Below are 14,754 nucleotides of genomic sequence, written 5' to 3' on the forward strand. Positions count from 1 at the left end.
CGCTTCCCTTTGCAAGGTTTCGGTGCATCACACTTCAATATAAATTCGTCCGTCTTCGACCCTGGCCGGGTACGTGGCGAGCTTCTCACATACCGGTGCACAAAGCGGTTTGCCGTCGCGCACGTCGAAGCGGCCATTGTGCTTCGGACATTCGATCACATGGCCCATGACGAGCCCGTCGCTCAGGTGCACATGTTCATGTGTGCAGAGCCCGTCGCTCGCGTAGACCTGATCTTCCACGCGGTAGATCGCAAAGGTGCGTCCGCCGTGGTCGAAGCGCATGACGTCTTCGTCTTCGATATCGTCGAGTGCGGCTGCGTCGATCCATTGGGCCATGAAGTGTCTCCAGATTGATATTGAACGTTGTGTGCGCAACGGCTCAGGCTTCGGCGTGGCCCGGTACCGGGCGCGCCACGTGATAGTAGGGGTCGCGTGTTTGCCGCACGAGCGCGGGAATGATTTCCGCGTAGGCGGCAAGGCTGCTGCGATAAGGCGGCGGCATGTCCGTTTTCACGACTTCGTGCAGGCGCGGCAGCGCGTGAAAAGGAACCATCGGAAACATGTGATGCTCGACGTGGTAGTTCATGTTCCAGTAGAGAAAACGGAATACGGGATTCATCATCACCGTGCGGCAGTTGCGCCGGTGGTCGAGCACGTTCTCGGGCATGCCGGCGTGCTGCGTGAGGCCGAAGTAGAGATAAAGCCACGCGCCGTAGAGGCTCGGCAGGCCGATATAAAGCAGCGGCAGGATGGTGCGAAAGCCGATGCAGGCGCCAATCGCGATTGCGTACACGAGCAGGCTCAGGCGCGCTTCGCGAATGGCCTTGGGCCATTCAGAGGCGGGCACGAAGCTTTGTTCTTCCTCGCCGAGGCGTCCGCACGCAGCGGAGATCATGCGCGGCAACTCGCGCGAGGCGTGCTTGAGCGCGAAGATGTTGAGGGCGAGCGAGAGCCAGTCGGTGGGGCGCGGCGCGGCGATCTCGGGATCGCGGCCAACCACCAGCGTGTCGGTGTGATGGCGCGCGTGGCTCCAGCGCCAGATCGTCGCGCAGCGGAACACCTGGAATGACGCGATCTGATAAAGCACCTCGTTCATCCAGCGCGTCTTGAATGCGGTGCCGTGACCCGCTTCGTGCCAGCGCGAATCGGCGGGACTGCAATAGAGCGTGCCGTAGAGGAGAAACGCGGGTACGGCCCACCACGAATGCGCGTGCCAGAGGAACCCGGCGAGCACGCCGCTCGCGACGATGGCCGCATACCAGATCACGGTGTCGCGTATGGCGCGCGCGTCGCTGCGCTGCATCAACTGCTTCATCACGGGGCGCGGCACGGCGCACCGGTACCAGTCCGCGTTGACGAGGCCCGCTGCGCGCGCGCGTTCGCCTGCACCGCCGATGAGCCGGTAGTCCGCATGATGCGGCGCGTAGGCGTGAGTCTCCTGGTCGGCCACGAGTGTCTCCTTGAAGTGTTGGCAGCGCGCGGCGTGCGGCGTGCGGTGCGCTGCGCGTGTCAACACAAAAATAGGTGACGCAAGGCCGGGGCTCAACCGGAAGTTTGACGAAATTTCGTCAGCGAGCTTTTTCGGCGGCGTCAGGCTGCTGCGCGCTCGCCGCTCGTTCGCGCTGCGCGGGACGTATCCGCGCCGTCGGCCACGACCACCGGCACGCGCAGCGCGAGGGCGCACATCAACTCATAGCCGATGGTGCCCGACGCTTCGGCCACCTCGTCCACGCGCACGTGTTCGCCCCACAGTTCGACGCTCGAACCGATGCCCGCTTGCGGGCACGGCGTGAGATCGACCGTCAGCATGTCCATCGACACCCGACCCACCACGCGCGTGCGTACGCCATCCACGGCAATCGGCGTGCCGGTGGGCGCGTGGCGCGGATACCCGTCCGCATAGCCGCACGCCACCACGCCGACGCGCATGGGCCGGTCGACCTCGAAGGTGCGGCCATAGCCGATGGTTTCCTGCGGTGCGAGCGTCTGCACGCCGATGATGCGGCTCGTGAGCGTCATGGCCGCGCGCAGGCCGAAGCCTTCCACGTGCCGCGCCACGCCCGTGGGCGACGCGCCATAAAGGATCGTGCCGGGGCGCACCCAGTCGCGATGCGCGCGCGGGTGCCAGAGCACGCCTGCCGAATTCGACACCGACTGCTCGCCGGGAAGGTCCTGCACCACCGCGTCGAAGGTGTCGAGCTGCCAGTCGATGTGGCCGTCGTCGGCGTTCGCGAAGTGCGTCATGAGGCCGATCGCGCCGATCGACGGAATCGCGCGTGCGCGCTCCCACGCGGCGCGATACGCATGGGGACGGAAACCCAGGCGGTTCATCCCCGAGTTCATCTTCAGCTGGATATCGATGGGATGCTGCGGCTTCGCTGCCGTGAGCAGATCGAGTTGCTCGTCGCAATGCACGGCCACAGTGAGCCGGTACGTTGCGGCCAGCTCGATGTCGGCGGGTTCGAACACGCCTTCGAGCAGCAGCAGGGGTTTGGTCCAGCCCAGTTCGCGCACGCGCACGGCTTCATCGAGGTCGAGCAGGGCGATGCCGTCGGCGCCCGCGAGCGCCGGATAGATGCGCTCGATGCCGTGTCCGTACGCATTGGCCTTGATCACGGCGAAGGCGCGCGAGCCGGCGGCACTTTGTTTCGCCAGCTGCAGGTTGTGACGGATGGCGTCGGGTTGAATGCGGGCGACGATGGGGCGCGGCATAGGCGTTCCTGTGGGTTGGACGGCGACGGTCTAGTGGTTTGTGCAATCGTATTGATTTTCGTCCAGTTATATTTAATGTATTTTTCGACGAATTTGGTTGAAACGACTGTCGCTCGTCCCCGCCATGCATCCGGTCAGTCCGCCATCAAATGGGTATCCACGAGCGGCGCCAACGCTTGTGCGTGGACGCTCGCGAGATCGTGCTCGCCGCCGCGCACCACGTGCAGCGCGGAATTGGCGAGCAGGGCGTTGAGCCGCTCGCCGACCGCGACGGGACTCAAGGGATCGTTGTCGCCCCAAAGCAGCAGGGCCGGCTGGGTGATGCTGGCGATCTGGTTCGAAAGGTCCGTATGGAACGAGACGAACCACTCCGGGAAGGCGCTCGTGTCGCTCGCGCGCCAGTTTTGCGCGCCGAGCGCCGCGGTGTCGATGCCGCCGGACGTGACCGACGTCATCGCCGTACGCGCGGCGCTCGAGAAGCCGCAATTCGTCACGCATCTCGGGGGCGCTCACGTGTGTTTCTCCGGTGGGCCTGCAAGGCATGATGGGTTCATTGCGGCTCGTCCGCTGGCTGTTGCTCGCGGGCGCGCGATTCGAGCAGCTGGATCAGCAGGCGCGCTGGGTCGCTCAGCGTGCCCGGCGCGCGATGCACGAGGCCGACGTCGCGGTGGAACGTGTGCTGCCCGAGATCGATTGCGCGCACTTTGGCAGGCCAGCGCCGCCACGCCGACGTTTGCGGCACCAGCGCGACGCCCACGCCGTTCGCAACGAGGCCGACGATGGCTTCCAGTTCGTCGAGTTCGCTCAGGTCCTGCACGGTGTAGTGCATGCGGCGCAGGAAGCGGTCTACCTGGCGTCCGCCAAACGATGCCCGATCGTAGCGGATGAAGGGTTGCGTCGCGAGCAGTTCGGCCCAGTCGTGGCCTTTCACATGGCGCGGCACGATGAGCCGGAACGGCTCGCGCGCGAGCGTGGTCCAGCGCAAATCGCTTTGCAGTGCGAAGGGTGGCCGGATGATGGCCGCCATGTCGATTTCGCCCGCATCCACGAGATTGTGAAGCTCCATCGAAACGCCGGGGATCACACGCGTGCGGCAGCCGGCACAGCGGCGGTGGAATTCGCCAAGCGCCTCCGGCACCAGCGCGCGCTGCACGGAAGCGATTGCGCCGAGCGTGACGCGCTCTGTCGCCGCGGGACCCGCCGCGCTCGAACTCAGGTTTTCATAGAGCCTGATGACTTCGTGCGCCTGGGCGAGGATCTGCTGGCCCATCGCGTTCAGACGCGCGTTGCGCCCCTCTCGGTCGAACAGCGCGAAGCCCAGCTCCGCCTCGAGGCGCTGCATTTGTGCGCTGACGGCGGCCTGGGTCAGGCCGATCTTCTGTCCCGCCGCGGCGAACGTGCCTTCTCTCGCCACGGCAACGAGGGTTCTGAGTTCGCGTATCATCCATCAATAATATTTGTGTATTGGAAAATTATATATTGATTTTGTTTTTACTTTGGCCTGTCTACCATGGCGGGATCGCTTTCGACGACAGTGGAGACACGCATGTCGCTTTCCCCTTTTCACCTCGCCATTCCCGTTTATGACCTCGCCGCCGCGCGCGACTTCTACGGCCGCGTATTCGGGCTGGCAGAGGGGCGCTCCAGCGCGCAGTGGGTCGACTTCGACTTCTTCGGCCACCAGCTCGTGATTCACGAGCACCCGAAAACGGCTTCGCAGGACCATGCGCACACGAACCCCGTGGACGGCCACGACGTACCGGTGCCGCATTTCGGCGTCGTGCTGAGCTGGAGCGACTGGGAGGCGCTGGCCGAGCGCCTCAAGACCTTCGGCGTGAAGTTCGTGATCGAACCTTACGTGCGCTTCAAGGGGCAGGTGGGCGAGCAAGCCACGATGTTCTTCCTCGACCCGTGCGGCAACGCGCTCGAATTCAAGGCCTTCAAGGACATCGGCCAGCTGTTCGCCAAATAAGCGTGAATGGCCGCGAGGCGATCAAGGTGCCGGCGCAGGCATGAACTTGAACGACGGCGTCGCCACGACATTGCCCGCCACCTCGCCTGAATACATCTGGCCCGAATCGATCGTGAGCTTCATCACGGGCGCGCCGGGTTTGAGATCGAGCTTGCTCAGCGTGGCGAGCGTCATGCGTTAGGTGAGCGTGCCGCTCGGCATCACCACGCCCAACATGCCCAATCTTTCGTCGACGATCTGGCGCACGGATTCTTAATCGTGGATTAATGCAAAGGCACCGGCGCGTTTTAAGCGAATTTTAATTCTCGCTCGACATAGTAAAAGACGCCTCCCGGCGCAAACCGCGCGTGGAGGCTCGAACAATGGAGGATGAGATGCGTTTTCGCACTGCTATGGCGGCGGCCGCACTGGTGTGCGCACCGGCCCTCGCATTGGCGGCCCAGCCGCTTTTCGTCAACGTCGACGGCCACCTCGTTCCGGCTCAAGGCGAGACCCATGTGGTCCAGACCTCTGCTGGCCCGGTCAAGATCAGCACGTGGAGCTGGCATAGCCCGAACGGCGCCGGTAGCATTCAGGTTCAGAGCAGCAGCGGCGGACCGCCGCCCGCGTGGGCGCTGCAGCAGATGCGCGCGATGACCATGCAGATGTGGGCCATGCAGGCCCAGATGCAGCAGTTCCAGCAAGCGGCATTCAGCGGTGAATTCGCGATGCCCACACCGATGCCTGTGCTGTTCGCGGTGCCCGCATGGGCAATGCCGGGGCCTGTGATCGTCGTCTATCCGGGGCATGCGCCAGCGCCTGCATCGGGACAACCGCCAGCGGTCGCACCGCCACACGCGCCGGCTGTGAAAGCGTAAGCACGCGCATCAGCAGAGAGCCGCCAGTTCATTCTGGCGGCCGGCAAATATAATCAGGAAAGCTGAATATCGTAAGAGTGCAAGCGTGCTGGGCTGAACAGGCGCAAGCATACATCGCGTGAACAGGCGCTAGGGCTGCTGCCAGTGGAAACGATCGCCGCGCAAGCGGGCGCCGTCGCCGTTATCGTCGAGCTTTTTATCGCCGCCCGGGAGCGCTTCGAAATACGACTTGTCGTCTTTCTGAGGCCCCGTATGCAACGCGGCGCGCGAAATGCCCGGCGGGATGGACGAGGGCGAGGCGGGAGGCCAATGTAGCGTGGCAGGCGCCACGCTCTGGGGAGAGGGCAGATCCGTGATTTCGTTCGCTGCGGCGAAGCCCATGGCCCATGCGGCCGGGACCGAAGCCAGAACGATCAGCACGGGGAACGTAGCGTGTCTCATACGCGGTCACCACGTGAATGCACTGACTGGCTCTTTATTTTATGTCGCGACTTAGCGTATTTCCAGACGCGGGCATTACGCACAGCAGCAAGCCGGGCGCGAGCGCGCTACGTTCGTACTTCTGTCCAATCCAGACGATTTTCGGTGATTCTTGCGCGAAATGGACATGGTCGGGCCGCCTGGCGTCCGTTTTGAGCACTATTTCGAGGGAATCCCTCAAATCCGACGAATGAGTCGCGGGTTCTAGGAAAAGTCGTAAGGGTTTGTTAATATCGCCCGCCAGTGGCAATGAGAATGCTTCTCATTGAAGTATCCGGCCAGCACTGGCGAGACGACCCTTCCAAAACGACATGAACAACCGAGAACACGCGCGGCAAGCGCGACGCACGCTGCCGCGACCGTTGCATATTGCGGCCTGGCTTACTTTCGCGGCGGCTCAGGCCGCTGTCGCCCAAACATCGACGCAGGACAGCGCCGCGGCAAGCACAACCCAGAAGGTACTGCCTCGAGCCGCCATAACCGGTACGGCCGGCACGGAGCAGGCGCTGCCCGCCGTGAAGGTGAGCGCAAGCCAGGTCGCCGATTCGCCGCTGAACCTGAACACGCCGGTGAACAGCGGCGCGCTCGGCACGCGCTCGCAGCTCGACACGCCGTTCTCGACCACGGTCGTGATGGGCGAGAATCTGGCCGAGCGCCAGGTCTACAAGCTCGGCGATGTGTTTGCCGGCGACGCCTCGGTCACCAACAACAGCAACGCCTATAACGCGTGGGCCACCTACATCACCATTCGCGGTTTGCCGGTGGACTGGCAAAACGGCTTTCGCATCGACGGCAATCCGTTCATCTCGTACGGCATCACCATGCCCTACGAGCAACTGGAGCGCGTGGAACTGCTCAAGGGCCTGGGCGGCTTCATGTACGGGTTCGCGCAGCCGGGCGGCCTCGTCAACTACGTGACGAAGCGGCCGGAAAAGGACCCGGTCACGAGCCTCGACGTGGGCTATCGCATGGACGGCGTGCTGAGCACGCACGTCGACCTGAGCCGCCGATTCGGCCCGGACGACATGTTCGGCGCGCGCCTGAATTACACGAAGGAAGCGGGCAAGACCTATAACGCCGGCGATATCAACCGCAACTCGGTTTCGCTCGCACTCGACGGCCAGCTCACGCGCGACCTGCAGGTATGGTTCAACGCGCTCTACCAGACGATCCGTTCCAGCGGCCAGACGCCCGCGATCTACACGGGCAGCTACACGGCGTCGAGCCTGCCCGCGGTGATCAGCGGCGGCAGCAACCTGCTCGGCGGCACCGACCAGCACATCAACACCAACCTGCAGCTCTATACGGCGGGCGTGCGCTACCAGATCACGCCCGACTGGTCGTTCACCACCTCGGGCAGCTACAGCAAGTCGGCGCGCGACCGCAACGAGAGTACGCTCACGCTGCTCAACCAGGCAGGCGACTACACCGACGCGCGCTGGAACGGCGACGAAGCCCATCAGGACGTTTACTGGCAGGGCATGTTCGAAGGCAAGGTGAAGACCGGGCCGTTCACGCATCAACTCGTGATTGGCGGCGCATACCAGCACCAGACCAACAACTACGCGTTGAACTCGATCTATACGGTGCTCGGTAACGGCAATCTGTATCAGCCCAACCCGTGGCGCTTCTATTCGGGCGGCGGGCTCGAAACCTACCGTACGAGCGACATCACGCAGGCTTCGGCGTTCGTGAGCGACACGATGCAGATCACGAGCCGCTGGTCGGTGCTCGCTGGCCTGCGTTACACGAACTATAGTCAGAACAACTACGCAACCACGGGCGAAAAGACGTCCCAGTACAGCCAGAACGGCGTGCTCACGCCGACCTTCGCGCTGATGTACAACCTCGAGCCGAACACGACGCTGTACGCGAGCTACGTCGAGGCGTTGGAGCAGGGCGCGATCGTGGACAGCATCTACGCGAACGGCGGCGCGATGCTGCGTCCGCTGCGCTCGCGTCAGTATGAAATTGGCATCAAGAGCGAACACGAGCGCTGGAGCGCAACCGCGGCCCTGTTCCGCATCGAGCGCGGCGCGGCCTACGCGAACGCTGACAACGTCTACGTGCAGGACGGCAATTCGATTTACGAAGGTGTCGAGGCGGCCGGGAGCGTGCGGCTCGGCCGAAGCTGGCAGGTCGCAGGCAGCGTCACGCTGCTCGACACGTGGTACGCGAAGGGACAGTCGTACAACGGCAATCGTGTGGCTGGCGCGCCGACCTTCGTCGCCGCGGGCCGCGTGACTTACGACGTGCCTTACGTGCAAGGCCTGCAGCTTGGCGCGGATGCGAAGTTCACGGGCAGCACGCAGGTGCGCCCAGCCAACAATCTCGAAACGGGCGGCTACATGCTCGTGAACGTGGGCGCGAACTATTTCACCCGCATTGGCGGCCACGACGTGACGCTGCGCGCGGCCATCGACAACATCACGAATCGCCGTTACTGGATGTTCCAGTATTCCGATTACATCGCACCGGGCGATCCGCGCACGGTCAGCCTCAACGCGAAGATCGACTTCTAAACGGTCGATTCGCTTCAACGAGCGGGCGCATGGCGGGATTCCGGCATGCGCCCGCTTGCCGTTTTACGAAATCGGCTGCGAATCTGGCGTGGGGTTGCCGAGATTGTCGGTGGGCACGTATTGCTGATCGAACGCCGCCACATACAAGGCCCATTCGGGGTCGCCCAGGTCCACGAGCAGCGCGCCGTCCTGCCAGATGTCGTTGTGGTCGTTCGCGTCGTTGCCTGCCTTGTGGATGAACTCGCCCTTCGAACCCTGGTTCATGTGGACGTCGTGGATGCCGTCGCCTTCGCTGTAGAAGCGGCCGAACACGTAGATGTCGAGCGACGATTGTTGCGCGCGCAACAGAAGGCGCTGCAGCGACGCGACGGGCTCCACCTGGTCGGAGCCGTCCATCACGTCGCTGTTGCGCCACGCGCCCGTATTGGCGAGGAAGTCGCTGCGCTCGAAGTCGATGGCCGGCAGCGCTTCGGTGCCCGTGAGATCGGTCGAGCCTTCGGCCGCGCCCTCGAGCGTGGTCAGCACGTTGTGGTTGAAGTCGAACACGAGCTTGTACTTGAGCAGGTCATCCGCGTCCGTGGTGCCGACGTTCACAGCGATGTCCCAGCGCGTGCCGTTGACCGTCACACCGAAGTGCAGGTGATACTGGACTTCGTGTGGCCGCCGCGTGGCCTTCAACTGCGGCGCGGAAACAATTTTCGCCTTGACGTAGCCGTAAGGAAGGGCCATCGCGCGCTCCTCTAAGTTCGGGTGGGTTCGCCATTGTGCCGCGCGAACGTGAACTTGCGCTTACAGCGTGCGCGCGATGCCGTGCCCCCGTCGCTTTACGGTTGCTCGACTGCGGCTGTCGACGCGCTTTCACGGCGGCGCCGGCAGCTTCACACGGCGCTTAGGCCAGCGCCACGACCGCGATTTCCACGAGCAGTTGCGGCGACGCCAGCTGCGCCTGCACTGTCGCGCGTGTGGGCGCGCAACCTTCGGGCACCCACGCGTCCCACACTTCGTTCATGCCGGCGAAGTCGCGCGCGATATCCGCAAGCCAGACCTGCGCCGAGACGAGCCGCGTCTTGTCGATGCCCGCCTTGGCGAGAAAGCCATCGACTTTCGCGAGCACGGCGGCGGTCTGGACCTTCACGTCGGGCGACGGATCGGCCGACGTCTGGCCGCCCACGAACACGAGCCCGGCGGCTTTCACGACTCGGCTCATGCGCTGATTGGTTTCGATACGAACAATATCGTTCATGTGTCTGCAAGCTCCTTCGCCGTAATGGCGAGACAGGGTGAGGGAATCGAAGGCGTCAGTGCGCGGCGACGCCGGCTAGCGGCGCCTGCACCGCGCGGCGCTCGAAGCGGTCGATCGCGAACGCATCGAGCGAGAGCGAAGGCGCGCCGTCGAGCACGAGTTCGGAAACGAGCTTCCCGCACGCGGGCCCGAGTTGAAAGCCGCTGCCGCAATAGCCGAACGAGTAGTACAGATTCGCGGCACGCCGGCTCGCCGAAATGATCGGCAGCGAGTCGGCCGTGAACGCTTCCACACCGGCCCATGCCCGGTTCACGCCCAGATGGCGCAGATGCGGAAACAGCTCGACGACGGTCTGTGCGCTTTTCACGAGCCGCATGAAATCGACTTCGCCGTGCCGCCCCGGCAGATCTGCGATGCCGATCAGCTTGCCGCCGATCACCACAGTGCCGTTGTCGAACTGCTTGAACGAAAGCGGCCGTCCGGTTGCGCCGAGCGTCGCGCGGCAGAAGGGCGCCACGCGGTGCGTAACCATCAGCATCAGACCCTCGGGATAAACGGGCACAGGCTCGCCGGCCTGGCGCGCCAGTTCGCCCGACCACGCGCCCGCCGTGACGAGCAGCTTGCGCGCGGCAAAGGCGCCGCGCGGGGTTTGCGCGATCCAGCGCTCGCCGCGCGGCTCGATGTGCGTGACCGCCGTGCCTTCGTAGAAGCGCGCGCTGTGCTTTTGCGCGGCGAGGCGAAACGCCGTGGTGGTGCGAAAGGGCAGCGCATAGCCGTCGCGTTCGACCCAGATGCCGCCCGTCACGTGCTTCGCCAGTGCCGGTTCGAGTTCGAGCACCGTTTCGCGGTCGATCAGCTTTTCGTGCGTGAAACCGTGCGATTCGAGCAGCGCGACGCGCTCGCGGCACTCTTCCAGTTCGGCTTCGGTCTCGGCAATCTTCAGTTGTCCGGAAGGAACGAAGCCGCCGTCGTCGCCGACGCTGTCGGGCAGCGCGTGCCAGATTTCGCGCGACATGAGCGCAAGCGGAATCTCGGCGAGCGGGCGGCCGAGCGTGCGCACACCGCCCGCGTTCACGCCCGACGAATGTCGGCCCACGTAGTCGGCTTCGAGAACGATCACGCTCGCGCCGCGCCGCGCCATGTGAAAGGCGCTGCTCGAACCGTGCAGGCCGCCGCCGATCACGAGCACATCCGCTTCCTGCACGGCGCTCGCAGGGGGAGTACGGGCGTCATTCACCGGCGAGTTCTCCGAGCGTGAGCGGCTTGATCGGCGGGCGGATGCGGTAGTAGCCCACCTCGGCTGGCGGCACCTTGCGCGCCTCGGCGATCACTTCGGTCACGGTAAGGCCGCACATGCGGCCCTGGCAGGGGCCCATGCCGCAGCGGCCGAACGACTTCGCCTGGTTCGGGCCGAGGCAGCCGAGCCCGACGAAGCCGCGCAACTCGCCCGCCGTCACTTCTTCGCAGCGGCAGACGATGGTGCTGTCGGCGGGGATGCGGTTTGCGTCACGCGGGCGGTAGAGGCTGTCGAGGAACGGGCGGATGCGCATCACGCGCTCGAGTTCCGCGCGATGGGAGGCCGCCTCGCGATCGCGCGTGGCTGAATCGATCGAGCCTAGCTGTGCGGCGGCGGCGAGCGCCGCGAGCACGCCCTGCTGCGCCGCGGCCTGGGCCCCGCCGATGCCCGCGCCGTCGCCGGCCACGAAGATGCCGGGCACGTCGAGTTCGCCCCATGCATCCGTTTGCGGTGCGAAGCAAAGCTGCCCGTTGTCCCAGCAATGCGTAGCGCGCAGCGCCTGCGTGAACTGCGTGTTGGGCACCACGCCCTGGTGCAGCAGGATCACATCGGCCTCGACGCGGTGCGCGCGGCCTTGCGACGTGAACGTGAGCGCCGCTGCGCGCTGCACGCCGTCGCTGCCCAGGCGGCCTTCCACGGCGAGGTCGTCGGCGGCTTCGAAAATGGGAACCTTGGCCTCGCGCAGCGTGCGGATCAGATGCAGGCCTTTGCTCAGGAACGGCCACGAGCGCAGCGCGGCAAGCAGGTGGCGTTTCGCGCGCCAGCGGTCTTCGTGGCGCGTGGTGTCGACGAGCGCGCGAATCGGCACGCCTGCCCGGACGTATTGCCAGCCGAGCAGGTAGAGCAGCGGCCCGCAGCCCGCGAGCACGGGCGGCGAGGCGGGCACCTCGCCCGCGCTCTTGAGCAGGATCTGCGCTGCGCCCGCCGTGAGCACGCCGGGCAGGGTCCAGCCCGGAATGGGAAACGGCCGCTCCAGCGCGCCGCTCGCGAGAATCACGCGCTTGGCCTGGAAACTGCCTACTTTGCCGTCCTTGAGGTAGTGAACGGCATGTTCGCGCGTGGCCTGCCAGACGGAGGCATGGGCGACATGCTGCGCGCCGGAGCGCGCGAACGCCTGGACGATGGCGTCGCCCGCCGCGTAGTCGGGGCCCAGTATCTCCTTGCGGCGCGCGTCGGCGCGGCCTATCGCGCGATAGATCTGGCCGCCCACGGCGTCCTGCTCATCGATCAGGACCACTGAGAGTCCGGCGTGCGCCGAACGGGTGGCCGCGCTCATCCCGGCGGGACCGGCGCCGATCACGACGACATCGACGGCTTGCGCATTGAAATCGGCTCTGGCATCGCCTTGATAATCACCGGGCATGAGCGTTCTCCTCGAGCGTGTCGGCATGCGTGCCGGGTTCGGGCGGCAAGTCGCGCGCGCCTTCCTGCGAGTGGATCTGCATGCCCGCGCGCACGGGCACCATGCAGCTCTGGCGGCTCGGCACGCCGTCGATCTCCACGAGGCATTCGAAACACGCGCCCATCATGCAGAACGGCGCGCGCGGCGCACCCGAAACGGGCGTCGCACGAAAGCGCGATACGCCCGCGGCGAGCAGCGCGGCGGCGACGGAGCGGTCGACGGGCACGGACAGCGGCTGGCCGTTGAACCAGATATCGACACGCGTTTCGGCGTCGGAGAGTGTCTTGAACAGTGGCGCGGGCGCCTGGGGAGATTGGGCTGTCATGGCGGGATTAGTGAGCGAGGATCGGTTCGGCAGCCGCGTCGGTCGCGAAGCGGCGCGCGGAGAAAGCGGGCAGTTCGGCGGGCATCGGGCCGCCCGTGATCCACGGCGCGATGCGCAGCGCGTGGGCCGCGGCGAGCGTCACGCCGCTATGGCAGGTGACGACGAAGGCACCCGGATGCGCCTCGGACTGGTCGTAGATCGGAAAGCCATCGGGGCTGTACACGCGCAGCGCGGCCCACATGCGTACGAGCCGCACATGGGCGAGCATGGGAAACGCGCGCACGCCGCGCGCCGCGATCTGGCGCAGGATCGGCGTGGTGGTGAAGTCGTTGAAGCCGGCTTCTTCCATCGAGTCGCCGAACTGCACCGTGCCTTCGTCGGTCTGCCGCACATTGATGGTCGGATAGCGCAGAAATGGCTCGACGCGCTCGCTCACGAGTACCTGGCCGCGATTGGGCGCAACGGGGGCATTGAGGCCCACGTGCGGCGCGAGCGCACGGTTGCCGAGGCCGGCCGCGAGCACGACGCGTGCAGCGTGATACAAGCCGCGCCGCCCTTGCACGCTGAACCCGCCCGGCCCGGCGGCAATACGCTCGGCGCGCTCGCCCGAGACGAGCCGTACGCCGCGCCGCTGCATGGCGACGTGCAGCGCGCGAAGCAGCTTGAGCGGGTTGACGTGGCCGTCCATCGGCGTATAGCTCGCGCCAACGACCGCGGGCCCGATGCCAGGCAGCCGCTCGCGCAGTTCGGAATGATTTAGCAGTTCGAACGGATAATCGCCGATCTCGGCCTGCAGGGTGGACAGCCGTTTGTGGCGCTCGGCGAGTTCTTCGTCCGAGAAGCAGATGTGAAAGCCGCCAGGCTGGCGTAGCGCGACGTCCACGCGCGCCTCGTCGGCGAGGCTTTGCGCGAGCAGCGGCCAGCGCTGCGCCGAGCTGCGCGACCAGCGAGCGTAGGGCGAAAGGCCGTAACCCTTGCCCTGAATCCAGACGAGGCCGAAGTTGCCGCGCGAGGCGCGAAAGCCGCCGTCGTCCTCGTCGAGCACGGTCACGCGCGCGCCTTCGCGGGCGAGCCCGTAGGCCACGGCGGAGCCGACGAGGCCGCCGCCGATCACGAGTACGTCGGGGCTCGCGGTGGAGTTTTGTGTCATCGGGCTTCTCCGATCAGGATGCGGTCCAGCCCGACCATGCGATCGAGCAGCAGCATCAGCAGGATCGTGCCGACGATCAGCACCGCCGACACAGAGGTGACGAGCGGATCGATCGTCTGCGCGATCTGGTTGTACATGGCGACGGGCAGCGTGGTGGTGCCTGGCGTCGCGACGAAAATGGTCATGGTGAGCTCGTCGAAGCTCTGGATGAACGACAGCACCCAGCCGCCCGCCACGCCCGTGCGGATCATCGGCAGTACTACGCGGCGGAATGCCGTGAAGCGGCTCGCACCGCAGGAAAGCGCCGCGCGCTCGGCGTCGCGATCGAGGCCGACCGCCGAAGAAAGCGCGAGACGCAGCGCATACGGCAGCACGATCACCACGTGCGCGGCGACGAGTGCCCAGAACGAGCCGTTCAGGTTCAGCAGCGAGAGAAAGCGCAGGAACGCGATGCCGAGCACCACGGCGGGAATCATCATCGGCGAGAGGAAGAAGCTCACCAGCGCACCGCGGCCCGCGAAGCGGTAGCGCGCGATGGCGAGTGCGGCAGGCACCGCGAGCGCCACGCCGATGGTGGCCGCGGCGAACGCGAGGCGCACCGAGAGCCAGAAAGCCGAGACGATGTCGCCGTTCAGCCAGATCGCGCGAAACCAGCGCAGCGAGGCGCCGTCGAACGGCATGGAGATATAGCCCTTGTCCGTGAAGGCCACGAGCAGCACCACGACGATCGGCGCGAGCATGAAGGCGAGAAAGAGCGCGTTGAACGCGAGCCCGAGGAATCCGTTGCGTTTCAT

General features: G+C 65.5%; 17 protein-coding genes and 1 pseudogene. 4 read left to right on the plus strand and 14 right to left on the minus strand.

Annotated elements, in window-relative coordinates; all coding sequences use genetic code 11:
• Positions 1 to 27: 27 nt before the first annotated feature.
• The 5 genes from AB3X98_RS19190 to AB3X98_RS19210 form a co-directional block, all read right to left on the minus strand.
• Positions 28 to 336, minus strand: a complete 309-nt coding sequence (locus AB3X98_RS19190; protein ID WP_069263630.1) for a non-heme iron oxygenase ferredoxin subunit — start codon at positions 334 to 336, stop codon at positions 28 to 30.
• A gap of 43 nt (positions 337 to 379) precedes the next feature.
• Positions 380 to 1,450 (minus strand): fatty acid desaturase family protein, encoded by a 1,071-nt coding sequence (locus tag AB3X98_RS19195; protein WP_368602559.1) that lies wholly within the window; start codon positions 1,448 to 1,450, stop codon positions 380 to 382.
• Positions 1,451 to 1,590: 140 nt separating this feature from the next.
• Complete coding sequence (gene alr / locus AB3X98_RS19200; protein ID WP_368602560.1) at positions 1,591 to 2,712, minus strand: alanine racemase; 1,122 nt, start codon at positions 2,710 to 2,712, stop codon at positions 1,591 to 1,593.
• A 134-nt stretch (positions 2,713 to 2,846) separates the two neighbouring features.
• On the minus strand, positions 2,847 to 3,206 hold the full coding sequence (locus tag AB3X98_RS19205; RefSeq protein ID WP_368610299.1) for an alpha/beta fold hydrolase: 360 nt from the start codon (positions 3,204 to 3,206) through the stop codon (positions 2,847 to 2,849).
• 56 nt (positions 3,207 to 3,262) lie between these two features.
• Positions 3,263 to 4,156: a LysR family transcriptional regulator gene (locus AB3X98_RS19210; RefSeq protein WP_069263636.1), complete on the minus strand. Its 894-nt coding sequence runs from the start codon at positions 4,154 to 4,156 to the stop codon at positions 3,263 to 3,265.
• A 102-nt stretch (positions 4,157 to 4,258) separates the two neighbouring features.
• Between AB3X98_RS19210 and AB3X98_RS19215 the strand changes: the two genes are divergently transcribed.
• Entirely contained in the window at positions 4,259 to 4,684 is a 426-nt protein-coding gene (locus AB3X98_RS19215) for a VOC family protein (RefSeq protein WP_069263638.1), read from the plus strand.
• Positions 4,685 to 4,705: 21 nt separating this feature from the next.
• Here the strand turns inward: AB3X98_RS19215 and AB3X98_RS19220 are convergent, their stop codons facing one another.
• Positions 4,706 to 4,858: a hypothetical protein gene (locus tag AB3X98_RS19220; RefSeq protein ID WP_342949108.1), complete on the minus strand. Its 153-nt coding sequence runs from the start codon at positions 4,856 to 4,858 to the stop codon at positions 4,706 to 4,708.
• On the opposite strand from AB3X98_RS19220, the pseudogene AB3X98_RS19225 reads away from it, so the two are divergent.
• A pseudogene (locus AB3X98_RS19225) lies at positions 4,833 to 4,931 on the plus strand (choloylglycine hydrolase); the annotation flags it as partial. The gene AB3X98_RS19220 and the pseudogene AB3X98_RS19225 overlap by 26 nt on opposite strands.
• Before the next feature lie 127 nt (positions 4,932 to 5,058).
• A complete protein-coding gene (locus AB3X98_RS19230) occupies positions 5,059 to 5,541 on the plus strand; it encodes a hypothetical protein (RefSeq protein WP_368602562.1) in 483 nt (160 codons plus the stop codon).
• A gap of 129 nt (positions 5,542 to 5,670) precedes the next feature.
• Here AB3X98_RS19230 and AB3X98_RS19235 read toward each other — a convergent pair whose 3' ends face one another.
• The gene (locus AB3X98_RS19235) at positions 5,671 to 5,982 is read right to left on the minus strand and encodes a hypothetical protein (protein WP_141710638.1); all 312 of its coding nucleotides are present in this window, start codon (positions 5,980 to 5,982) and stop codon (positions 5,671 to 5,673) included.
• Positions 5,983 to 6,332: 350 nt separating this feature from the next.
• Here AB3X98_RS19235 and AB3X98_RS19240 point away from each other — a divergent pair, with 350 nt between their 5' ends.
• Positions 6,333 to 8,543: a TonB-dependent siderophore receptor gene (locus AB3X98_RS19240; protein WP_368602563.1), complete on the plus strand. Its 2,211-nt coding sequence runs from the start codon at positions 6,333 to 6,335 to the stop codon at positions 8,541 to 8,543.
• Between the two features lie 63 nt (positions 8,544 to 8,606).
• Here the strand turns inward: AB3X98_RS19240 and AB3X98_RS19245 are convergent, their stop codons facing one another.
• The 7 genes from AB3X98_RS19245 to AB3X98_RS19275 form a co-directional block, all read right to left on the minus strand.
• Positions 8,607 to 9,272, minus strand: a complete 666-nt coding sequence (locus AB3X98_RS19245) for a DUF2278 family protein (RefSeq protein WP_368602564.1) — start codon at positions 9,270 to 9,272, stop codon at positions 8,607 to 8,609.
• A 160-nt stretch (positions 9,273 to 9,432) separates the two neighbouring features.
• Positions 9,433 to 9,786 carry a RidA family protein gene (locus tag AB3X98_RS19250; RefSeq protein WP_342948892.1) on the minus strand — a complete coding sequence of 118 codons (354 nt, stop codon included), beginning with the start codon at positions 9,784 to 9,786 and terminating at the stop codon, positions 9,433 to 9,435.
• A gap of 55 nt (positions 9,787 to 9,841) precedes the next feature.
• Positions 9,842 to 11,023 (minus strand): NAD(P)/FAD-dependent oxidoreductase, encoded by a 1,182-nt coding sequence (locus AB3X98_RS19255; protein ID WP_368602565.1) that lies wholly within the window; start codon positions 11,021 to 11,023, stop codon positions 9,842 to 9,844.
• On the minus strand, positions 11,016 to 12,446 hold the full coding sequence (locus tag AB3X98_RS19260) for an FAD-dependent oxidoreductase (protein ID WP_368602566.1): 1,431 nt from the start codon (positions 12,444 to 12,446) through the stop codon (positions 11,016 to 11,018). The genes AB3X98_RS19255 and AB3X98_RS19260 overlap by 8 nt, the downstream gene beginning before the upstream one ends.
• The gene (locus AB3X98_RS19265; protein WP_368602567.1) at positions 12,436 to 12,810 is read right to left on the minus strand and encodes a (2Fe-2S)-binding protein; all 375 of its coding nucleotides are present in this window, start codon (positions 12,808 to 12,810) and stop codon (positions 12,436 to 12,438) included. The genes AB3X98_RS19260 and AB3X98_RS19265 overlap by 11 nt, the downstream gene beginning before the upstream one ends.
• 7 nt (positions 12,811 to 12,817) lie before the next feature.
• Positions 12,818 to 13,960 (minus strand): NAD(P)/FAD-dependent oxidoreductase, encoded by a 1,143-nt coding sequence (locus AB3X98_RS19270; RefSeq protein WP_368602568.1) that lies wholly within the window; start codon positions 13,958 to 13,960, stop codon positions 12,818 to 12,820.
• The gene (locus AB3X98_RS19275) at positions 13,957 to 14,754 is read right to left on the minus strand and encodes an ABC transporter permease (RefSeq protein WP_368602569.1); all 798 of its coding nucleotides are present in this window, start codon (positions 14,752 to 14,754) and stop codon (positions 13,957 to 13,959) included. The genes AB3X98_RS19270 and AB3X98_RS19275 overlap by 4 nt, the downstream gene beginning before the upstream one ends.

Origin of the sequence: Paraburkholderia sp. BR14312 (assembly GCF_040948675.1) — a bacterium.
Taxonomy (GTDB): domain Bacteria; phylum Pseudomonadota; class Gammaproteobacteria; order Burkholderiales; family Burkholderiaceae; genus Paraburkholderia; species Paraburkholderia nodosa_A.